The sequence below is a fragment of the Thioclava sp. F1Mire-8 genome, from assembly GCF_002213165.1.
Lineage (GTDB): Bacteria > Pseudomonadota > Alphaproteobacteria > Rhodobacterales > Rhodobacteraceae > Thioclava > Thioclava nitratireducens.
In genome coordinates, this window is the sequence record NZ_NBNY01000003.1 from 97,157 (window position 1) to 118,668 (window position 21,512).

Consider the following 21,512-nt stretch of genomic DNA (forward strand, 5'->3'; position numbering starts at 1 on the left):
GCGCTTTCTCTCGGGTTCGCTATTTGGCACTGTTACGCAGAAAACGGAGGCGGGGATGCATTTCATTGCAGTCGATGGCGGAGGCAGCGGATGCCGGGCGGTGTTCGCCGATGCGTCAGGCCGCGTCATCGGGCGCGGCGAGGCCGGCCCCGCGAATATTGCTTCCGATTACGACGCTGCGCGGCGGAATATCTTCACCGCCATCGAAACCGCGATGGGGCCCCTCGATGCACCGAAGATTCGCGGGGTGCTCGGGCTGGCCGGGGCGAACCATGCGCCCGCCGCCGAGGCTTTGGCCGCCGAGCTGCCTTTTCCCGCCCGCGTCGTGCAGGATGTGACGACCTCGGTGCGCGGCGCCCTGGGACCGGAGGACGGTATCGTCGCGGCCATTGGCACCGGCTCTTTCTTCGCGCGGCAGCTGGGCGGTCAGCAACACGCGATCGGTGGCTGGGGCTTGCGGCTGGGCGATGAGGGCTCGGGCGCTTGGATGGGCCGGGCGCTCGGAATGCGGGCGGGGCGTGCGCTGGATGGTTTCTGCCCGGTGACGCCGCTGCTGCGCGACTTCCTCGACGAGATGAACGGGCGCAACGGGCTGATAGCGTTCAGCCTCGACGCCACACCTGCCGATTGGGCGCGATTTGCGCCGCGCGTCCTGCAGTCGACCGACCCTGCCGCGGTCGCTGTGCGCGAGGCTGCGCAGACGGAGATTCGGGAGGCCATCGCGCTGTTGCAACCCGAAGAGCCGCTGCCCGTGACGTGGCTCGGCGGACTTGGACAGGGTCTGGCGGTGCAAGATTGGCCGCAGCGGGCGGCGAAAGGCAACGCGCTGGACGGTGCCTTGGCATTGGCGATGGAGGATGCGTTTTGGACAAGTTGATCCTAACGGGCGCGCGCGTTTTCGATGGCGCCGCCTTCCACGAAAACTATGCAATCGTGCTGGAACAGGGTCGAATCTCGGCGCTCTGCCCGATCGCGGAGCTGCCAGAGGGCGAGGTGATCGAGTTTCCGGGAGGCACGCTCGCGCCCGGGCTTGTCGATCTGCAGGTGAACGGCGGCGGCGGCGTGATGCTCGACGGGCGCGCGACGCTGGAGACGATCGCGACGATCTGCGCCGCGCATGCCGAGCTTGGCGCGACGACGATCCTGCCGACGCTGATCACCGACACCCGCGCCGCGACCCAGACCGTGCTGGCGGCAGGTATCGCCGCCGTGTCGCGAGTGCCGGGCTTCGGCGGGCTGCATCTGGAGGGCCCGCATCTCGACCCGAAGCGCCCCGGTTGTCACCCGCCGGGCTGCATCCGACCGATGGACGAAGAGGATATCGAGACGCTGCTGGAGGCGAAGACAGGGTTACCCGCGCTGATCGTGACGCTCTCGCCCGCCAACGCGACGCCCGAACAGATCGCGCGCCTCTCCGACGCCGGTATCGTCGTCAGCCTCGGCCATTCCGATTGCAGCTTCGCGGAGGCTCAGGAGGCCATCTCGGCAGGCGCGCGGATGGTCACCCATCTCTTCAATGCGATGAGCCAACTGGGCTCGCGCGAACCCGGCCTCGTCGGCGCGGCGCTGTCGCAGCCGGTCTCCGTGGGGCTGATCGCGGACGGCATCCATGTGCATCCCGACACGATCCGGCTGGCGCTGGAGGCGAAACGGCAGGGCGAGGTCTTCCTCGTCTCCGACGCGATGGCCTGCGCCGGGTCCGCTCTGACCGAGTTTGATCTCGCCGGTCGCCGCATCCTGCGCCGCGACGGGGCGCTGCGGCTGGAGGACGGCACGCTCGCCGGGGCCGATCTGTCGCTGCCGCAGGCGGTGCGCTTCATGATCGAGACGGTTGGCGTATCACCGGAACAGGCGCTTGCGATGGCAAGTCGTATCCCGGCCGAGGCAATCGGCGCGCCGGTGGGCCGGATCGCCCCCGGTCTCGCAGGGGATCTGGTGCATTTCGATGACGATTGGCGCCTGACCGAAGTCTGGCAGGGCGGTCAGGCGAAATCTTCCACCGCATAGCCCTGAATGTAGAGCAGCGCGCTCAGATCTCCGAAGTTGATCCGGATGTCGCATTCGGCGGCAACGGAGGGCTTGGCATGCAGCGCCACGCCCGCACCGGCGAGCTTCAGCATTCCCAGATCGTTCGCCCCATCGCCCACGGCCATGACCTGCGCATGATCCAGCTTCAGTTTTTCCGAAATTTCCAGCAAAGCCTGAACCTTGGCCTCACGCCCGAGGATCGGCTGCGAGGGCACGCCCGTCAGCTTGCCATCCTCGACCAGCAGCAGGTTCGCGCGGTTCTCGTCGAAGCCCAGCGTCTCCGCGACATAGCCGGTGAAGGCCGTGAACCCGCCCGAGACCAGCACACAGTAGGCACCATTGGCCTTCATCGTCGCGACCAGATCGTGCCCACCGGGCATGAAGCTGATGCGGTTCGCGATCACCTCGGAAATCACGCTCTCGGGCAGCCCTTTCAGCAGACCGACCCGCTCGGTCAGCGCGCCTTCGAAATCCAGCTCGCCATTCATCGCCCGCGCGGTGATCTCCTTCACGCGTTCACCCACGCCCGCCACGTCGGCCAGCTCGTCGATGCATTCCTGCTGGATCATCGTCGAGTCCATATCTGCCAGCAGCATCTGCTTGCGACGCCCCTCGGCGGGCTGCACGACCAGATCGACGCCCAGCCCCTGCAGGCCCTCCCACGCCTCCCAACGATTCGACGGCACGCGGTCCACCATGAACTCGGCTGCGACATTCGGGTTGAGCCAACGCGCATCGCCACCGCCCCATGCGCCACAGAGCGCATCGAGCGTGCCTTGATCCAGATTGGCCTCTTTCGGGTCAGCGATCAGCGTGGCGGTAAACATGCGCGCTCCTTGGGGAATATCGGCTCCGAATTTTGATGCCGGAATTAGACCAATTTCCCGGCGCATGCCAGAGCATCGCCACGGGACAACCTGCGCCTCCTCTCCGGGTGTCGGTCGCCTCGCTATTTCTCGGCTTCACCCTTTCCGGAACGCTCCGCGCGCGTTGCTATCTCTGTCTGGCAGACTTCGCGGAACGTCTTCCAGACCTCCGCCATCTCGGGGTCGGCTTTCAGTTCGGCGATCCGCGCATGATGAGCGTCGATCGCCGCAGTGTGCAACGCGGACAACACCGGATCTTCGAGGAAGCGGCCCATCTCGCGCCGGATCGCCAATCCATAGCGCAGCATGGTCAGGTTATCTTCGCGCGCAGAGCTGCGTTTGCGCGCATAATTGGAAGTCAGCCGGTCCGGCCGCACCGCGTCGCCGCGCTCCATTTTCAGTAACAGGCTTTCCGCCGAGCGTACCGAATAATGCGCGAGCCATGCCTGATCATATCGCCCGCGCACATCGTAGCCGCGATCCGTTCCGACACGGAATTTGCGCGGCACTGGGACGCCGGCACCGTCGAGCCAACGAATGCCGCGCCGTCGCTCCATCTGCGGACGATGGTTGTTCCATTCGAGGACCGTCGGCGTGACCTTTGCGATCGTCTTCACGCCACGACGGGCACGGCGCGCTCCGGGTCTCATGTCGATCGCCCAGGTGAACCGCTCGGTAACGAGACCTTCTTCGAAGCTTTCTCGCCCTCCGAACCCGAAGAGCAGCTCGCCGAAGGAGATCGCATCGGGATAATCGTGCAATGCCAGAAGCCCCGGAAGGGTGCCATCCGCCACGTCGATATGCAGAAATTCGTCGGTATCGCAGATCATCGTGTAATCGGCCTCGCGATGGCGCCGCAATTGCGACCCGTAAGCCAAGGCTTGTCGATGGAAGCGTTTGGTGTCCGCCAGATATGCTGGGTTGGGCAAGTGTTGCACGACCCCGAGAGCATCGAGCCGGTCCAGAATCGCATCCGTGCCATCGAAGCAGTCGTTCGAAAAGACGATGAAATCGGTCACCCCGAGATTGCGCCAATGTGCCAACCATTCGAGGATGAAAGGCCCTTCGTTCTTCATCAGGGTGATGATGCAAATTCGCATCGGCGTGATCACGGCTGCCTCCGGGGCGCTGTCTTTAGTCATGTCTGAAAGCTCTTGGGTCGCCCAGTTCGAGCGGAGTGACGCGAACAAATGTCACGAGCTGAAAGATTTATCATACTGTTTATAATATAAGATTTTGCCTTGGCTCATATGCTCGCCGGCGCGTATCGTTGAAACGATACAACATCACGACCGCCGCACCAGTCTGCATCGAGATCCGGCATCATTTTGACGCAGGTGTGGCCTCGCGGTGAATTCTCCCCTTGCACCAGAGCGGACCCACGCGTACATCCGGCGGCGGGACACCCTTCCCCAACGAAGGGCATATATCTGGAAGGATACCAGCAATGGCTATTCAAGCTCCGGCTACGCGGCCGGCAAACCCGCGTTTTTCTTCGGGCCCCTGCACGAAGATCCCTGGTTTCTCCCTCGACATGCTCAATGACGCGCCGCTGGGCCGTTCGCACCGTGCCGCAATCGGCAAGGCGAAGCTGAAAGAGGCGATCGACACCACCCGCGAAATTCTGGGCGTGCCCGCCGATTACCGCATCGGCATCGTGCCCGCCTCCGACACCGGCGCCGTCGAAATGGCAATGTGGTCGCTGTTGGGCGAGCGCAAGGCGACGATGGTCGCTTGGGAAAGCTTTGGCGCCGGCTGGGTGACCGATGTGGTCAAGCAGCTCAAGATCGAGGCCGAGACGAAGACTGCCGACTATGGCGATATCGTCGATTTCTCCACCATCGACTTCAACACCGACGTCGTTTTCACGTGGAACGGCACCACCTCGGGCGTGCGCGTCCCCAATGGCGATGCGATCCCGGCGGACCGCGAAGGCCTGACCATCTGCGACGCCACTTCGGCCGCTTTCGCGATGGATCTGCCGTGGGACAAGCTCGATGTCACCACCTTCTCCTGGCAGAAAGTGCTGGGCGGCGAAGGCGGTCACGGCGTGCTGATCCTGAGCCCCCGCGCCGTCGAGCGGCTCGAGAACTACTCCCCCGCCTGGCCGCTGCCGAAGATCTTCCGCATGACCAAGGGCGGCAAGCTGAATGAGGGCATCTTCAAGGGCGAGACGATCAACACCCCCTCGATGCTCTGCGTCGAAGACTACCTCGTGTCGCTGAACTGGGCGAAGTCGGTGGGCGGGCTGAAAGGCCTGATCGACCGCGCCGATGCCAACGCGAAAGTCGTCTGGGATTTCTGCGCCGAAAAGCCGTGGATCGCGAATCTCGCCAATGATCCGGCGACCGCGTCGACCACCTCGGTCTGCCTCAAGTTCACCGACGATCGCATCAAGGATGGCGCAGCCTTCGCCAAAGCCGTCGCCAAGCGGCTCGAGAATGAAGGCGTGGGCCTCGATCTCGGCGCCTATCGCGACGCCCCGGCCGGTCTGCGCATCTGGTGCGGCTCGACCGTCGAGACGGCGGATGTCGAGGCGCTGATGCCTTGGGTCGAATACGCCTTCGAGGCCGAGATCGCCGCGCAAGCGTGATCCGTGACAGATTGGCGGGCCTCCGGGCCCGTCCTTTCCCGATATCCTGAAAATTCAAGGAGCCCAGAAAATGGCCCCCAAGGTTCTCGTCTCCGACAAGCTCTCGGAAACCGCCGTCCAGATCTTCCGCGACCGTGGCATCGAGGTCGATTTCGAACCCTCGCTCGGCAAGGACAAGGAAAAGCTCGCCGAAGTGATCGGCAAGTATGATGGTCTCGCCATCCGCTCGGCCACCAAGGTCACGGCGAAACTGCTGGAAAGCGCGACCAACCTGAAAGTCGTCGGCCGCGCCGGTATCGGCACCGACAATGTCGACAAGGAAGCGGCGAGCAAGAAAGGCGTGATCGTGATGAACACGCCCTTCGGCAACATGATCACCACCGCCGAGCACGCCATCGCGATGATGTTCGCCGTTGCGCGCCAGATTCCCGAAGCCGATGCCTCGACGCAGGCCGGCAAATGGGAAAAGTCGAAATTCATGGGGGTCGAGCTGACCGCCAAGACGCTCGGCGTGATCGGTGCGGGCAATATCGGCGGCATCGTCTGCGACCGCGCGCGCGGCCTGAAGATGAAGGTCGTGGCCTATGATCCCTTCCTGAGCGAAGAGAAGGCGGCCAATATGGGCGTCGAGAAAGTCGAGCTGGACGAACTGCTGCGTCGCGCCGACTTCATCACTCTGCACGTGCCGCTTACGGATTCGACCCGCAACATCCTCTCGAAGGAAAACCTGCAGAAAACCAAGCCCGGTGTGCGCATCATCAACTGTGCGCGTGGCGGCCTGGTCGACGAGCAGGCGCTGGCCGATCTGATCAAGTCGGGCCATGTCGCGGGCGCGGCCTTCGACGTCTTCGCCGAGGAACCGGCGACCGATAACGTCCTCTTCGGCCTGCCGAACGTGGTCTGCACGCCGCACCTCGGCGCCTCGACCACCGAAGCGCAGGAGAACGTGGCCCTGCAGGTGGCAGAGCAGATGTCTAACTACCTGCTGGACGGCGCCGTCGAGAACGCGCTCAACATGCCCTCGATGACCGCTGAAGAAGCGAAAGTCATGGGCCCCTGGGTGAAACTCGCGCAGCACCTCGGCGGCTTCATCGGCCAGATGACCGAGGACGCGATCAAGGCGATCAACATCACCTTCGACGGTGTGGCGTCCGAGATGAACCTCAAGGCGCTCGACGCGGCTGTCGTTTCGGGCATCCTCAAGGCCAGCCAGCCGGACGTGAACATGGTCTCCGCCCCGGTCATCGCGAAAGAGCGCGGCATCCAGATCTCGACCACCTCGCAGGACCAGACCGGTATCTTCGAGGGCTACATCAAGGTCACCGTCGTCTCGGAAAGCAGGGAACGCTCGATCGCGGGTACCGTGTTCTCGGATGGCAAGCCGCGCTTCATCCAGATCAAGGGCATCAACATCGACGCCGAAGTGGGCGAGCACATGCTCTACACCACCAACGACGACGTGCCCGGCATCATCGGCAAGCTCGGCACGATCCTCGGCGAGAAGGGCGTGAACCTCGCGAACTTCACCTTGGGTCGTTCCAAGCAGGGCGGCGAAGCGATCGCCATCGCCTATGTCGACGAGGCGGTCAGCGCGGACGTTGTCGAGGCGCTGAAAACCTCGGGGGGCTTCAAGCAGGTCAAGCCGCTGGAATTCGTCCTCGGCTGACTTAGCTGAACGGTTGAAACCGGGCCCTCCGCCGTGCGCGGGGGGCCTTTGCATTGGAAGGGGCACTCATGCGGACCTACGCGATCGGCGACATTCACGGGCATCTCGACAAGCTGCGCGGGGCGCATGACCTGATTGCGGCGGATCGCGACACCTATGGCGAGACGGAGGCCCCGATCGTGCATGTCGGCGATCTGGTGGATCGCGGACCGGACTCGGCGGGGGTGATCGACTACCTGATGAAAGGTCAGCAGAGCGGCGAGAACTGGATCGTGTTGCGCGGCAATCACGACCGGATGTTCCTGGGCTTCCTTGACGATCCCTATACCGAAGACCCGATCCTCAGCGCAGAGGTCTCCTATCTCAATCCGCGCGTGGGCGGCGAGGCGACGCTGGAGAGCTACGGCATCCCCGACGCGTTCTCGCGCCCACTCGACGAGGTCACATCGGAGCTTTCCGCCATCCCGCAGTCCCATCGCGACTGGCTCGCGCGCCAGCCCGCCTATTTCCCCCGCGGCGAGGCGATCTTCGTTCACGCAGGCATCCGCCCCGGCGTGGCGATGGAGGATCAGGTGGAGGATGACCTGCTATGGATTCGCAAACCCTTCCTGACCGACCCGCGCGACCACGGGGCGCTGATCGTGCATGGGCATACAAATATCAAGGCGGCCACCCATTACGGCAACCGCCTCAATCTCGATTCCGGCGCGGGCTATGGCCACCCGCTCTCGACCGTGGTGATCGAAGGCCGCGACGCGTGGCTGCTGACCCCGGAGGGCCGGGCCGAACTGCCACGCGGCTAACGCTTACCGCGGCTCGAAATAGTCGAGCGGGATTTTCAGGTAAGACCGACCATCCCCCTCGGCCTCGGGCTTGCGCCCGCCGCGGATATTCACCTGCAAAGCGGCCAGCATCAGCTTGGGCAGCGGCAGGGTCGCATCGCGTTCTTCACGCGTCTTGATGTACTCCTCGCGGGAGATGCCGTCCTTGACGTGCTTGTTGTGCTTGCGGTGATCGGCCACGGTCGCGCCGGTCTGCGGCTCCTTGCCCTCGCCGGGATAGTCGTGCCCGATGAACAGCCGCGTCTCGGCGGGCAGATCGAGAATCGCCCGGATCGAATCCCACAGCTCGGCCGCAGAGCCGCCTGGAAAATCCGCCCGGCTCGTGCCGCTTTCGGGCTGCATCAGCGTATCATGCACGAAGGCCGCATCGCCCACGACATAGGTGATCGAGGCCAGCGTATGCCCGGTCGAGAGCATCACCTTCACATCGAGATTACCGATCCTGAACGTCTCGCCCTCGGCGAACAGGTGATCCCATTGCCGCCCGTCCTGCGACAGCTCGGGCGTGTTGTAGATCTCGGCCCAGAGGCTTTGCACCGTCCGCACGCGCTCGCCGATGCCGCGCTTCGCGCCCAGTTTCTCGGCCAGCCAGACGGCCGAGGAAAAGTGGTCGGCATGGGGATGCGTATCGAGCACCCACTCCACGTCGATCCCCTCGGCCTTGACGTAATCGAGGATTTTCTCGGCATTGCCCAGGGTCGTAGCGCCCGCCTGCGGGTCGTAATCCCAGACCGGATCGACCACCGCCCCCTTCATCGTATCGGGGTCGTGAAAGACGTATTGCCAGCTTCCGGTGGGTCGATCCCAGAACCCTTTGACGATCGGGTTGGCAGTCATGTCGGCCTCCTAGTCATATTCGATTTCTAGAATGTGTTTCCTATGTCGCGAGTTTCAACCCGCTGCCCTTGGCAAATGACGTCTCGTCATAACCATGCGGGCGCGCTGGCGCGGGATCAGCCCATTCGCTACCCTCGCGCCGACCCAAACATTGGAGGCTACCCATGACCGGTATCGTCATTCTCTCCGGCACCCGCACGCCTATCGGCACGTTCGGCGGCACGCTGTCCGGCTTCGCGCCGATCGACCTCGCCACCCATGTCTCGAAAGAGGCGATCTCGCGGGCGGGCGTCTCGGCGGACAAGATCGGTCAGGTGGTCTTCGGCCATATCATCAACACCGAACCGCGCGACATGTATCTCAGCCGGGTGGCGGCGGTGAATGCCGGCGTTCCGGTCGGCACGCCCGCGATGAACGTGAACCGCCTTTGCGGCTCCGGCGTGCAGGCGGTCGTGTCCGCCGCGCAGATGCTGATGCTGGGCGATGCCGATTTCGCGCTGGCAGGCGGTGCCGAGGTGATGAGCAAATCGCCCTATATCCTGCCCGCCGCCCGCTTCGGTCAGAAGATGGGCGACGCAAAGATGCTCGACATGATGACCGGCGCGCTGTCGTGTCCCTTCGGCACCGGCCATATGGGCGTGACGGCCGAGAACGTGGCCGCCGAGTGTTCGATCTCGCGCGAAGAGCAGGACGCCTTCGCGATGGAAAGCCAGGAGCGTGCGGCAAAAGCGATCGCCGAGGGCCATTTCAAGGAAGAGATCGCCCCCGTCGAGATCACCACGCGCAAGGGCACGACCGTCTTCGACACCGACGAGCACCCGAAACAGACGAGCCTCGAGAAACTCGCCTCGCTCAAGCCGGTCTTCCAGAAGGACGGCTCGGTCACCGCGGGCAACGCCTCGGGCATCAATGACGGTGCGGCGGCACTGGTTCTGGCCCGCGAAGAGGCCGCGAAAGAGGCGGGTCTGACCCCGCGCGCCAAGATCACCGGCTACGCCATCGCGGGCGTCCGCCCCGAGGTGATGGGCCTCGGCCCGATCCCCGCCGTGCGCGCGCTGCTGGAAAAGACCGGCATGCAGGCCTCCGAGTTCGACTGGATCGAAAGCAACGAAGCCTTTGCCTCGCAGGCGCTGGCCGTCTCGCGCGAGCTGGGTCTGGATGCGTCGAAGGTGAACCCCGATGGCGGCGCGATTGCGCTCGGCCACCCGGTCGGCGCCACCGGCGCGATCCTGATCGTAAAGGCCCTGCATGCGCTGGAGCGCATCGGCGGCAAGCACGGCCTCGTCACCATGTGCATCGGTGGCGGCCAAGGCATCGCGCTCTCGATCGAGCGTCTCTGAGGCCCGGTCTTTGAGGGTCAAGCGGGCGGGCAATCCATAGCAATTTAAGGATTTTCCCGCCCGCCCATCATCGCGGTTAACCCGCCTTTCACGCAGCACTGCAACTCTGCCTCCCGGACCACACGGGGGGGCTTTGCCGCGTCCATGCACAAGGCGATCGCAGAGAAACTGGCACGGGAACGCCGCGGGCGACTCGCGGCGGAAAAGCTGTTGGAGCAGAAGCGCCAGGAATTGTTCGCCGCCAACCAGAAGCTGGCCCAGCACGCAAGGATGCTCTCAGATCAAGTTGTGGAGCAGCGCGAAGGTCTTGCCCGTGCTCTTAGCGAACGCGAAACCCTGCTGGGCGAGAACAGCCGCGTGCGCAACGATCTCGAACGGGCCAATTCGCTCGCCCAGATCGCGCAGGCGCGGCTGTGGCACGCGGTCAATTCGATCTCGGACGGCTTCGCCGTCTTCGACAGCGATCTGCGCCTCGTCGCCGCCAACCATTTGTTCCTCTCCTTCTTCGAAGGCGAAATCGCGATCGGCGTCGGCGTCGCCTATGACGAAGTGATGCGGATCGCGGCAGAGTGCGGTGTCTTCGACCTGCAGGGGCGCGATCCGCACGATTGGCATTTCGAGATGTGCGAACGCATCCGTCGCACCGAGATCCCCCCGATGGCGCTGCGCACGCAGGATGGCCGCTGGTTCCGGCTCAACGACACATGGGGCGCGCAGGGCGATCTCGTCACCTTCGCGCAGGACATCACCGGCGCCGTCGCGCGCGAAGCGGAGTTGCGCGACGCCCGCGACCGGGCGGAGGCGGCGAACCGCGCGAAATCCGCCTTCCTCGCCAATATGAGCCACGAGATCCGCACGCCGATGAATGGCGTCGTGGGCATGGCGGACCTGCTGGTCGAGACCGATCTGTCCGAAGAGCAGCGCTTGTTCGCCGAGACCATCCGCTCCTCCGGCGAAGCGCTTCTGACCATCATCAACGACGTGCTCGATTACTCGAAGATCGAGGCGGAGCGGATGCGGCTTTACCCCGAACCCTTCGATCTGGAACGCTGCCTGCACGAGGTGACGGTGCTCTTGCAGCCCTCTGCAAAGGACCGCGATCTGAAGCTTCTGGTGGATTACGACCTGTTCCTGCCCACCCGGTTCGAGGCCGATCCCGGACGGATGCGTCAGATCCTGACCAACCTTCTGGGCAATGCGGTGAAATTCACCGATGCCGGTCACGTCCTCGCCCGCGTCGTGGGGGTCGAACGCGAGGCCGGTCACTACGAGCTGCACATCACCGTCGAAGACACCGGCATCGGCATCGCGCCCGAGCTGCTCGATCACGTCTTCGGCGAGTTCAATCAGGTCGAGGCCGAGAGTAATCGCAAGTTCGAAGGCACCGGGCTTGGTCTTGCGATCACCCGCCAACTGGTGGAGTTGATGGGTGGCGAGGTCTGGGTGGACAGCGCGCTTGGCGAAGGCTCGTGTTTCGGCCTCAAACTGGTGCTGCCCCGCGCCGAACCGGTCGAGCCGATCGACGCCCCCTCCCAGCCGATCACGCTGCACGCGGCGCTGGTGGTCGACGATCTTCTGGTCAATCGCGTCATTCTGGAGCGGCAATTGCAGACCTACGGGCTGGAGGTGACGCTTTGTCGCTCCGGCGAGGAGGCGTTGCAGGTGATCGAGGATGGCAGCGCCTTCGACGTGATCCTGACCGATCATCGGATGCCCGCGCTCGACGGGGTGGCGCTGGCGCAGAGGCTTCGGGCGGATGGCGGCGACGTGCCGATCCTGCTGCTCAGCTCCGACCCGGAGGCTGCGAAGGCCGCGATGGACGAGGGTGTCACCGGCTGTCTGCAAAAACCGGTGCTGCGCTCGGAACTGTTCCGCGCATTGCAGGACCTGTCGCGGGCCGCCGAAGCGACACCTGATCCGCCGCCTCCCAGCCCGCCGCCAGACCTGACCGAGCGGCGTGCGATGCGGATCCTCGCCGCCGAGGATAACCGCACCAATCAGCTGGTCTTTTCCAAGATGGTGAAGGATCTCGATATCGATCTGCGCTTCGCCAATAACGGGCATGAGGCCGTCGCGCTGTGGCGCAGCTTCCAGCCCGATCTGATCTTCATGGACATTTCGATGCCCGGCATGGACGGGCGCGAGGCGGCGCGCGAAATCCGGGCGTTGGAAGGCGCGGTACATGTGCCGATCTGCGCGCTCACCGCCCATGCGATGGAGGGCGACAGCGAGAGCATCCTCGCCGCCGGGATCGACCACTACCTAACCAAGCCTTTGAAGAAACGAGAGATTACCGAACGCATCCAGTCGGATCGCCCCGCAGATGCACGCCCACCCGCGGTCGACCAACCCGCCTAGCGGTAGTCGGCCAGCACCGCCAGGAACGCCTCGGCAAAGCGGTCAAGCTTCGCCTCGGGCAGGTTGGAAATCCGGGCGAGATCGTCGCGGTTGCGAGGCTTCGTCTCCGCGATCTTGCGGATCGTCGAGGCCGAGCAGGAGAGCGGGCGATCATAGCCATCCGCGCCGCGTTCGAGATTTCGCTGCGCATCGGCCAGACGGTCGTAAATCTCCCCCTCGGTCGAACCTGCGAGCTTGCGGCGCAGCGGGTGCATCTCTTCCACCGCGCCGGCGATCACCTCCAGAAACTCCGTGCCATAGCTTTCCAGCTTCTTCGCACCGACACCGCTGATCCCGGCCATTTCGTCGAGCGTTCCGGGGCGTTTCTCGGCCATCTCGATCAGGGTGCGGTCGGTGAAAACGACATAGGCAGGCACGCCCTGCGCCTCGGCCAGCGCGCGGCGCTTCGCCTTCAGCGCCGAGAGAAGCGGCGCGTCGTCGTCGCTAACCAGCGTCCGGACCACGTGTTTGGTCTTCGCCTTCGCCACCAGATCGCGGCGCAGCGTGATCGACTGCTCGCCGCGCAGGATCGGATGGGCAGTCTCGGTCATCACCAGCGCGCCGTGCCGCGATGCGTCGGGCCGGATCAGGTCGTGGCCCATCATCTGCCGAAACACCGCCTGCCATTGCGCTCGGCTCAGATCGCGCCCGACCCCATAGGTCGGCAGCTTGTCGTGGCCCCATTGCTTTATCTTGTCGGTCTGCGAGCCCAGCAGAATCTCGATCAGATGCCCCGCGCCGAACCGTTCCTCCGAGCGCAGCGCGGCGGACAGCGCCTTGCGCACGGCCTCGGTCCCGTCGAACACCTCGGGCGGCGTATCGCATAGGTCGCAATGCCCGCAGGGCGCGGCCTCTTCGCCGAAATAGCGCAGCAGTTTCACCCGGCGGCATTCGGTCGCCTCGGCCAGACCCAGCAGCGCATTCAGCCGCCCGTGATCGGCCTCCTTGCGCTCGGGCGGGGCGAGCCCTTCGTCGATCTGGGACCGGCGCAGCTTGATGTCGTCGGGCCCATACAGTGTCAGCGTCTCGGCAGCGGCACCGTCGCGGCCCGCCCGTCCGATCTCCTGATAGTAAGCCTCGATGCTCTTGGGCAGATCAGCATGGGCGACCCAGCGGATATCGGGCTTGTCGACGCCCATCCCGAAGGCGACCGTCGCGACCACGATCAACCCGTCTTCCTGCTGAAAGCGGGTCTCCACAGCGCGGCGGTCATCGGCCTCCATCCCGCCGTGATAGTGACAGGCGAGATGCCCGGCCTCGCTCAGCGCCTTGGCCAAGCTCTCGGTCTTCGCCCGCGTGCCGCAATAAACGATGCCGGATTGCCCTTTTCGCGCGGCCGCGAAGCGCAAAATCTGTTGGCGTGGCTGATCCTTGGGCGAAAAGGCCAGATGGATATTCGGTCGGTCGAAGCCGCGCAGGAAGCTCTCGGGGGGCTGGCCGTCGAACAGGCGCGTGACGATCTCGGTCCGGGTTTCTTCGTCGGCAGTCGCGGTGAAGGCCGCAAGCGGTACGCCAAGGCTGCGGCGCAGCTCGCCGATGCGCAGGTAGTCGGGGCGGAAATCATGGCCCCATTGGCTGACGCAGTGCGCCTCGTCCACCGCGATCAGACTGACGCCTGCGCGCTTCAGCAGGTGCTGTGCCCCGCCAGAGGCCAGACGCTCGGGCGCCATGTAGAGAAGCTTCAGCCGTCCTTCGTCGATCGCGGTGAAGACCTCCTCGGTCTCCTCCTCGGTATTGCCCGAGGTCAGCGCACCCGCCTCGACGCCGGCCTGTTTCAACGCGCGCACCTGATCGCGCATCAGCGCGATCAGCGGCGAGATCACCACCGTCACGCCCTCGCGCGCCAGCGCAGGCAATTGATAACACAGGGATTTTCCGCCGCCCGTCGGCATGATCGCCAGCACGTTCCGGCCCTCGATCACCGCGCGCACGATCTCTTCCTGACCGGGTCGGAAGGCGTCGAACCCCCAGACCCGCGCCAGTAGCTCTGCGGGGGCTTCGGCTGCCACAGCCGCAGGCATCAGAAGCTGTTGCCGTAGAAGAAGGCCGCGTTGTTGAACAGCGCCTGACGGATGATGATCAGGATGATGAAGGCCACCAGCGGCGCCAGATCGAGCCCGCCCGTGTCGGGCAGGAAGCGACGGATGCGCCCGTAGATCGGCTCCAGCAGGTTATTCAGGCCGAACCAGATTTGCGCCACCAAGGGTTGGCGCAGGTTCAGTACCTGAAAATTGATAAGCCAGCTCATGATGATATGGGCGATCATGACGAACCAGATGACGTTCAGGATCAGCACCAGGGCCTGAAAGAGCGTGACCATCGAAACCTCCGCTTTGGATCGCAAAGACAGGTAAGCGAGGCGCCGCGGCATTGCAACCGCAGGCTCACGCGCATTTTCCGTAACGTCTCTCTTGACCGTCCCGCGGCGTCGCAGCACCAGTGCCCGCATGTACCCCGTTATCCGTATGGCCAAAGAGATCGTGAAGTTCCGCAACGCCCCGGCGCTGCCGATCACGGGTACCCATGTCAGCCAGCATATCTGCTGGCCGTGGGACATCGACCTCTGGATGGAGCTGAACAACGGGCGCACGCTGACGCTCTACGATCTCGGGCGAATTCCGCTTGCGATCCGCACAGGGCTCTGGGGCGCACTGAAGCGCAACAAATGGGGCATCGTGGTCGCCGGGAACACCACGCGCTATCGCCGCCGGGTGCAGGCCTTCCAGAAATTCGAGATGCGCTCGCGCTGTCTTGGCTGGGACGATCGCTGGATCTGGCTAGAGCATGCGATGTTCACCGAAAGCGGCGAATGCACCTCGCATGTGCTGATCCGTGGTGCCGTGACCTCGAAGAAGGGCATGATCCCACCGGCGCAAGTTCTGGGCGAGATGGGGCAGGACGCGACCTCGCCGCCGCTGCCCGAATTCGTGACCGCCTGGGCCGAGGCCGACCTCAAGCGTCCCTGGCCGCCGCAGATGTGACACTGCCGCGCCCGCGGCATGCCCCAACCGTCGAACCCCTTGCCAGACCGTCCCTTTTCGGGCTTGATCGCCGCAATTGCTGGCGCGGCGGGGAGAGGGCGACATGATCACGGCGAAGAAACGCATCTGGGGCTGGTGGTTCTTCGACTGGGCGAGCCAACCCTATAACACGCTGCTGATCACCTTCATCTTCGCGCCCTTCGTGAAAGACCTTATGGGCTCGGGCACCGCGGCGCAGACCGTCTGGGGCTATGGCGTGGGCATCGCGGGGATCATCATCGCGCTCGGCTCGCCCTTCCTCGGCGCGATTGCCGACCGATCGGGGCGGCGGATGCCGTTCATCTGGGTCTTCTCGGCAATGTACGTTCTGGGCGCGTGGGGGCTATGGTACGCGGTGCCGGGCGATTTCAAGCTGATGGCGATCATGATCAGCTTCGCCATCGGCATGATCGGTATGGAATTTGCGACCACCTTCACCAATGCGATTCTGCCCGATCTGGGGCCCCGCGAAGAAATCGGGCGCATCTCCGGCTCGGGCTGGGCGTTCGGCTATATCGGCGGGATGATCACGCTGTTCATCATGCTTTTGCTGCTGCAGGCGAGCCCGACGACCGGGAAAACCATGCTCGGGATCGAGCCGCTGTTCGGCCTCGACGTCGCCACGCGCGAGGACACCCGCGCGGTCGGGCCGCTCACCGCGATCTGGTACGCGGTATTCATGATCCCCTTCTTCCTCTGGGTGCGCGAGCCGCGCAAAGCCGATGCGCTACCCATCGGCACGGCTCTGCGCGGCGCATGGCCGGAACTGCGCGCGACGCTCCGCGCGCTGCCACATCGGCGCTCGCTGACCTCGTTCCTGCTCAGCTCGATGTTCTATCGCGATGCGCTCAACGGCATCTACACCTTCGGCGGGCTCTACGCGGCGGGCGTGCTGAACTGGTCGATCACCCTGATCGGCATGTTCGGCATCCTCGGCACGATCACCGGTGCGACTTTCGCATGGCTCGGCGGCAAGGCGGACGACCGCTGGGGGCCGCGCACGGTCATCATCACGACGCTCGTGATCCTCACGCTCGTGGTGCTCGGCATCGTGATGATCTCGCGCGAAAGCGTCTTCGGCATGGCCGTCACCCCCGACAGCAAACTGCCCGACATCGCCTTCATGGTACTTGGCGGCATGATCGGGGCCTGCGGCGGCGCGCTGCAATCGGCCTCGCGCACGATGATGGTGCGTCAGGCCGACCCGGAAAAGATCACCGAGCATTTCGGCCTCTACGCGCTGTCCGGCAAGGCCACGGCCTTCATCGCGCCGCTTGCAATCGGGATCACGACGCAGATAAGCGGAAATCAGTCGACCGGCATCACGCCGATCATCGTTCTTTTGCTTTTGGGCCTGGTCCTGCTAGGCTTCGTGAGAAGCCACGGAGACCCTGAGCCCGAAGGACCCCCCTCACCATGATCGCGAAATTACTCGCCGCCGCTCTTTCTTTCAGCCTGATTGCCGCCCCCGGATTCTCCGAACCGCTCGCCCGCCAGCTTTTTGGCGCGGAAGCGGTAGCCTCGGCGCAGGCGCCCTCTGCCATCGGCTTCTATTCGCGCGGCTGCGCCGCCGGGCTGCAACGGATGCCCGAGAGCGGGCCGACATGGCAGGCGATGCGCCTGTCGCGCAATCGCAACTGGGGCCAGCCTGCAATGCTGACCTATCTGCAGGATCTGTCGCGCTACGCCGCGACCCTGCCGGGGTGGAACGGGCTCTATATCGGTGACATTTCCCAGCCGCGCGGCGGCCCGATGACCGGCGGCCATGCCAGCCACCAGATCGGGCTGGATGCCGACATCTGGATGCTGCCGGCCACGAACCTCAATCTCAGCCGCGCCCAGCGGGAGAAGATTTCCTCGATCTCGGTGCGCACCGCCGACCAGCGCCATATCAACGGCAACTGGACGCCGCAGCATCTCGAGCTGATGCGCCATGCCGCCGCCGATCCGCGGGTCGACCGCATCTTCGTCGCCGCTGCGGTGAAAATCGCGATGTGCAACACGGTGCCGCGCAACGACCGCGCTTGGCTGCAGAAAATCCGTCCGATGTATGGCCACAACACCCATTTCCATGTCCGCCTGAAATGCCCGCCCGGTGCGCGCTATTGCCAGACGCAGAAGCCGACCGTGGCGCAGCTGTCGAAGGGAGGCGACGGCTGTGACGAAACGCTGAACTGGTGGGTGACGGATTACCTCAACCCGCCGAAAACCGCAGCGAAGCCCAAGCCGAAAGGGCCGCCGAAAAAGAACGCCAAGACCTACGTCATGTCGGACCTGCCTAGCCAATGCCGCGCCGTTCTGTCTTCGCGCTGATCGCGGGGGCGGGGCTGGCGGTTCTCGCGGGGCTCGCGCCGGCCGGACCGGAACCGCGCGCCCGCTTCCTGCAAAGCTATCACTGGACGATGCCGGGCGTGAGCGTCTTCGGCGGCTTCTCGGGGCTCGAGCTGGGCCCCGACGGGCGCAACTTCATCACCCAATCCGACCGCACGACGATCTGGCGCGGGCGGCTGGACCGGGACGCGCAGGGCCGGATCAGCGATGTCGAAATCACCAACGGGCCGAACTGGCTTCACAGCTCCAAGGGCCGCGTGCTCAACCGCCATCAGGGCGACAGCGAAGGCTTGGCCCTGGCGCCCGACGGCTCGGTCTACATCTCCTTCGAAGGGCTGGCGCGGGTGTCGCATTTCCCGACCGACGGCGGTCCGGCCGAGCTACTGCCGCGCCCGGATGCCTTCGCGAAGATGCAGAACAACTCCTCGCTCGAGGCGCTGGCGATCGACGATCAGGGCACGCTCTACACGATGCCCGAACGCTCGGGCGCGAAGGACAGGCCCTACCCGGTCTGGCGCTATCGCGATGGCAAATGGGATCAGCCCTTCGCCATCCCGCGCTCCGAGAACTGGCTGCCGGTCGGTGCGGATTTCGGGCCCGATGGCCGCTTTTATCTGCTGGAGCGCGACTTCTGGGGCCTTCTGGGCTTCCGCTCGCGCGTGCAGGTCTTCGACATCAACGGCGATTCGATCTCGGGCGGCGAGGTTCTGCTGGAAACCGGCGCGGGACGACACGACAATCTCGAGGGCCTGTCGGTCTGGCGCGACGACGAGGGTGCGATCCGCCTGACGATGATCTCCGACGACAATTTCCGGTTCCTGCAGCGCACCGAAATCGTCGAATACGTCCTGCCCAACACGCGCCGCACCGCCAAGAAGGATTGACGCGCGCGTCGTGACGGCGTATCGCGCGCCCTTGCCCGGGCTGGTCCGGGCCATGTCTCCGCTACCATGTAAAAACGGTTGAACATCATGACCCGCTATATTCCTGGCATCATTGCCATGGCCGCAATCGTCGTGGCCTCGAACATCCTGGTGCAATTCCTCGTCGGCGACTGGCTGACCTGGGGCGCCTTCACCTACCCCTTCGCCTTCCTCGTGAATGACGTGATGAACCGTGTCTACGGCCCCGGTGCCGCGCGTCGCGTGGTCTTCGCGGGTTTTGTCGTGGGGGTGATCTGCTCGCTCATCGGCAGCCAGATCATGCTGCAGGGTGACGGCTTCACCTATCCGGCGGTGACGCTGCGCATCGCGCTCGGCTCCGGCGCGGCCTTCCTCGTGGCGCAGATGACCGACATCTTCGTCTTCGACAAGCTGCGCGACGGCGTCTGGTGGCGCGCCCCGGCGATCTCGACCCTGATCGGCGCCTCGCTCGATACGCTGATCTTCTTCTCGGTGGCATTCTCGGCCGGGCTGACCTTCCTCGAGCCGGGCAACGACGTGTCCTGGGCGAATGAGACCCTGCCCCTGTTGGGCGTCGGGCCGACAGTGCCGCTCTGGGTGTCGCTCGCCACCGCCGACTGGCTTGTCAAACTTGCCCTGACTTTGATCGCACTGCTGCCTTTCAAGGCACTCGTCACGAAACTTTCTCCAAGACTTGCGTGATTTTTCTTGCCACACACAAAATCTGTGGCACGCTGTGGATAACGGCAACGCATGAAAGGAGGTGGTCCAGTGTCTAGAGTGATAGTGGAGAGAGGTGTCGGGACAGTGAGGGGGGCCGTGGCCTGAGGGCAAACCCTAGGGCAAAGAACCCTGACTGGGACGGCTGGATCCTTCGGACCCTAACCGGACCATCTCCGTAGATCTCGGAGGGTCATCTCGAATAGAGATGGCCCTTTTCGTGGGGCGCTCCGTAGCATACGGGGCGCCTTTCTTCGTTGACGCCGATCACAGACGTGATCACGTTTCGCGCCTAACCTTCCCCCCGCGTCATCTTTGTGGGAGGATACAATGCGCTTCACTTACCTCATCGCCGCGGCATGTCTCGCCGCGACGCCGGCCATCGCTCAGAACGCCGATGTCGGCAAAGTTCTCTACGGCCAATATTGCGCCAGCTGTCATGGCGACGACGGCACCGGCACCGGGCCGATGGCCGAATATCTGACCGTGAAACCTGCCGATCTGACCGGGCTTGCCGCCGCGAATGACGGCGCGTTCCCGATGCTCAAAACGATCCACATCATCGACGGGCGCACGGGCGTGCGGGCACATGGCGGGCCGATGCCGGTCTTCGGCGAGGTGTTCATGGACCAGGGCGGGCACGGCGCGCCGTATTACACCGACGTGCTGGCCACGCGCGGGCGCGTCCTCTCCCTCGCGACATATCTCGAATCGCTCCAGAAATAGGCGACAAGACGTTCACTGCTGGGCCGGGTTCGCGGGGTGATCTCGACTCCGCGAGCCGGATATGGTTTGCAGGAAGCCGGGCGTCAGCGCCTTATTGGACGACATATCACCGGGAATGCAGATTGATGAGCGATATTAACGCGCTGAGCTTCGAAGAGGCGATGAAGGCCCTCGAGGAAGTCGTGGGCAAACTGGAACACGGCGACGTGCCCCTCGACGAGTCGATCAAGCTCTACGAGCGCGGCGCCAAGCTGAAAGAGCATTGCGCCAAGCTTCTGAAGGAGGCCGAGGCGCGGGTCGAGAAGATCACGCTCAATGCCGACGGCGCACCGCAAGGCACGGCCCCCGCCGAAGGTCTGTAAATGTTCTCCTCCCGTTTGAAAGAGGTGCAGGCTGCCGTTCAGGTCGCGCTTGATGCCGCCGTGGCGCGCCAGCCGGAGGGGCCGTTGCGCGACCCGATGCATTACGCGCTGCAGGGCGGCAAGCGGCTGCGCGCCTTCCTCGCGATCGAAAGCGCCGCGATCTTCGGAATTCCCGAAGCTCAAGCGATGCCCGCCGCCGCCGCGGTCGAGGCGCTGCACGCCTACAGCCTCGTGCATGATGATCTGCCCTGCATGGATGACGACGATCTGCGCCGCGGCCAGCCGACGATTCACGTGAAATGGGACGAGGCCACCGCCGTGCTCACCGGCGACGTGCTGCAGACGCTTGCGTTTGAGCTTTGCGCCGATCCCCTCCTCGGCCCGGCAGAGCGGCGCATCGCGCTCAGCCTCGCGCTTGCCAAAGCCTCCGGCGCGGCGGGCATGGGCCACGGTCAGGCGCTCGACATCGCGGCGGAAAGTGCCACCAATCCCCTTTCGCTGAGCCAGATCACCGCGCTGCAGGCGGGCAAGACCGGGGCGCTGATCTCCTTTGCCTCCCGCGCCGGCGCGATCCTCGCGGGCGAAGACGAGGGCCCTCTGAGCGATTTCGCCGATGCGGTCGGTCTGGCCTTTCAAATTCACGATGACATCCTAGATGTGACGGGCTGCGAAAAGGCCGCCGGGAAGCGGGTCGGCAAGGACGCCGAGGCCGGCAAGGCGACCTTCGTTTCGCTGCTCGGCCTTGCTGGCGCGCGGCTCCGCGAGGGCGAGCTGATCGACCAGGCGATAGACGCGCTTTCACCTTACGGCGAGGAAGCGGAAAACTTGCGGGCCGCTGCGCGTTTCGTTATCTCCCGCGAAATGTAGCGCGCCTAGGGGGCA

The 21,512-nt window shown here is 64.6% G+C and carries 20 protein-coding genes; 15 read left to right on the forward strand and 5 right to left on the reverse strand.

Annotated features, from left to right (window positions below; translation table 11 throughout):
- Positions 1 to 55 precede the first annotated feature (55 nt).
- Together B6V75_RS11855 and nagA are read left to right on the forward strand one after the other, a co-directional pair.
- Positions 56 to 877 (forward strand): BadF/BadG/BcrA/BcrD ATPase family protein, encoded by an 822-nt coding sequence (locus B6V75_RS11855; protein WP_088719833.1) that lies wholly within the window; start codon positions 56 to 58, stop codon positions 875 to 877.
- Positions 865 to 2,007 (forward strand): N-acetylglucosamine-6-phosphate deacetylase, encoded by a 1,143-nt coding sequence (nagA, locus tag B6V75_RS11860; protein WP_088719834.1) that lies wholly within the window; start codon positions 865 to 867, stop codon positions 2,005 to 2,007. The genes B6V75_RS11855 and nagA overlap by 13 nt, the downstream gene beginning before the upstream one ends.
- Here the strand turns inward: nagA and serB are convergent.
- Both serB and B6V75_RS11870 read right to left on the reverse strand, forming a co-directional pair.
- Complete coding sequence (gene serB / locus B6V75_RS11865; RefSeq protein ID WP_088719835.1) at positions 1,983 to 2,855, reverse strand: phosphoserine phosphatase SerB; 873 nt, start codon at positions 2,853 to 2,855, stop codon at positions 1,983 to 1,985. The two genes, nagA and serB, sit on opposite strands and share 25 nt — an antisense overlap.
- Positions 2,856 to 2,977: 122 nt before the next feature.
- On the reverse strand, positions 2,978 to 4,036 hold the full coding sequence (locus tag B6V75_RS11870) for a glycosyltransferase family 2 protein (RefSeq protein WP_088719836.1): 1,059 nt from the start codon (positions 4,034 to 4,036) through the stop codon (positions 2,978 to 2,980).
- Between the two features lie 305 nt (positions 4,037 to 4,341).
- Between B6V75_RS11870 and B6V75_RS11875 the strand changes: the two genes are divergently transcribed.
- The 3 genes from B6V75_RS11875 (at position 4,342) to B6V75_RS11885 (ending at position 7,956) form a co-directional block, all read left to right on the forward strand.
- Positions 4,342 to 5,487, forward strand: coding sequence for a phosphoserine transaminase (locus tag B6V75_RS11875; protein WP_088719837.1), 1,146 nt, complete (start codon positions 4,342 to 4,344; stop codon positions 5,485 to 5,487).
- A 70-nt stretch (positions 5,488 to 5,557) separates the two neighbouring features.
- Positions 5,558 to 7,153 (forward strand): phosphoglycerate dehydrogenase, encoded by a 1,596-nt coding sequence (gene serA / locus B6V75_RS11880; protein ID WP_088719838.1) that lies wholly within the window; start codon positions 5,558 to 5,560, stop codon positions 7,151 to 7,153.
- Between the two features lie 68 nt (positions 7,154 to 7,221).
- On the forward strand, positions 7,222 to 7,956 hold the full coding sequence (locus B6V75_RS11885; protein WP_088719839.1) for a metallophosphoesterase family protein: 735 nt from the start codon (positions 7,222 to 7,224) through the stop codon (positions 7,954 to 7,956).
- Positions 7,957 to 7,959: 3 nt separating this feature from the next.
- On the opposite strand, the gene B6V75_RS11890 is transcribed toward B6V75_RS11885, so the two are convergent.
- The gene (locus B6V75_RS11890; protein WP_088719840.1) at positions 7,960 to 8,832 is read right to left on the reverse strand and encodes an MBL fold metallo-hydrolase; all 873 of its coding nucleotides are present in this window, start codon (positions 8,830 to 8,832) and stop codon (positions 7,960 to 7,962) included.
- 164 nt (positions 8,833 to 8,996) lie between these two features.
- Here B6V75_RS11890 and B6V75_RS11895 point away from each other — a divergent pair, with 164 nt between their 5' ends.
- Together B6V75_RS11895 and B6V75_RS11900 are read left to right on the forward strand one after the other, a co-directional pair.
- Complete coding sequence (locus tag B6V75_RS11895; RefSeq protein ID WP_088719841.1) at positions 8,997 to 10,172, forward strand: acetyl-CoA C-acyltransferase family protein; 1,176 nt, start codon at positions 8,997 to 8,999, stop codon at positions 10,170 to 10,172.
- A gap of 144 nt (positions 10,173 to 10,316) precedes the next feature.
- Positions 10,317 to 12,530 (forward strand): response regulator, encoded by a 2,214-nt coding sequence (locus B6V75_RS11900; protein ID WP_088719842.1) that lies wholly within the window; start codon positions 10,317 to 10,319, stop codon positions 12,528 to 12,530.
- Here the strand turns inward: B6V75_RS11900 and recQ are convergent.
- The gene (gene recQ / locus B6V75_RS11905; RefSeq protein WP_088719843.1) at positions 12,527 to 14,590 is read right to left on the reverse strand and encodes a DNA helicase RecQ; all 2,064 of its coding nucleotides are present in this window, start codon (positions 14,588 to 14,590) and stop codon (positions 12,527 to 12,529) included. The genes B6V75_RS11900 and recQ overlap by 4 nt on opposite strands.
- The gene (locus B6V75_RS11910; RefSeq protein ID WP_075775346.1) at positions 14,590 to 14,889 is read right to left on the reverse strand and encodes a YggT family protein; all 300 of its coding nucleotides are present in this window, start codon (positions 14,887 to 14,889) and stop codon (positions 14,590 to 14,592) included. Before B6V75_RS11910 ends, recQ begins: the two co-directional genes overlap by 1 nt.
- Before the next feature lie 127 nt (positions 14,890 to 15,016).
- Here B6V75_RS11910 and B6V75_RS11915 point away from each other — a divergent pair, with 127 nt between their 5' ends.
- The 8 genes from B6V75_RS11915 to B6V75_RS11950 all read left to right on the forward strand — a co-directional run bounded on the left by B6V75_RS11915 (position 15,017) and on the right by B6V75_RS11950 (position 21,497).
- Positions 15,017 to 15,550: an acyl-CoA thioesterase gene (locus B6V75_RS11915; protein ID WP_088719844.1), complete on the forward strand. Its 534-nt coding sequence runs from the start codon at positions 15,017 to 15,019 to the stop codon at positions 15,548 to 15,550.
- Between the two features lie 103 nt (positions 15,551 to 15,653).
- Entirely contained in the window at positions 15,654 to 17,009 is a 1,356-nt protein-coding gene (locus B6V75_RS11920; protein ID WP_088719845.1) for an MFS transporter, read from the forward strand.
- The gene (gene mepA / locus B6V75_RS11925; RefSeq protein WP_088719846.1) at positions 17,006 to 17,902 is read left to right on the forward strand and encodes a penicillin-insensitive murein endopeptidase; all 897 of its coding nucleotides are present in this window, start codon (positions 17,006 to 17,008) and stop codon (positions 17,900 to 17,902) included. The genes B6V75_RS11920 and mepA overlap by 4 nt, the downstream gene beginning before the upstream one ends.
- Complete coding sequence (locus B6V75_RS11930; RefSeq protein WP_088719847.1) at positions 17,875 to 18,804, forward strand: esterase-like activity of phytase family protein; 930 nt, start codon at positions 17,875 to 17,877, stop codon at positions 18,802 to 18,804. Before mepA ends, B6V75_RS11930 begins: the two co-directional genes overlap by 28 nt.
- Positions 18,805 to 18,891: 87 nt before the next feature.
- Positions 18,892 to 19,524, forward strand: coding sequence for a queuosine precursor transporter (locus tag B6V75_RS11935; protein ID WP_075775341.1), 633 nt, complete (start codon positions 18,892 to 18,894; stop codon positions 19,522 to 19,524).
- A gap of 348 nt (positions 19,525 to 19,872) precedes the next feature.
- Entirely contained in the window at positions 19,873 to 20,268 is a 396-nt protein-coding gene (locus tag B6V75_RS11940) for a cytochrome c (RefSeq protein ID WP_088719848.1), read from the forward strand.
- A gap of 125 nt (positions 20,269 to 20,393) precedes the next feature.
- The gene (locus tag B6V75_RS11945) at positions 20,394 to 20,630 is read left to right on the forward strand and encodes an exodeoxyribonuclease VII small subunit (protein WP_075775339.1); all 237 of its coding nucleotides are present in this window, start codon (positions 20,394 to 20,396) and stop codon (positions 20,628 to 20,630) included.
- On the forward strand, positions 20,631 to 21,497 hold the full coding sequence (locus tag B6V75_RS11950; RefSeq protein ID WP_075775338.1) for a polyprenyl synthetase family protein: 867 nt from the start codon (positions 20,631 to 20,633) through the stop codon (positions 21,495 to 21,497). It abuts the gene before it with no gap.
- Positions 21,498 to 21,512: the final 15 nt, after the last annotated feature.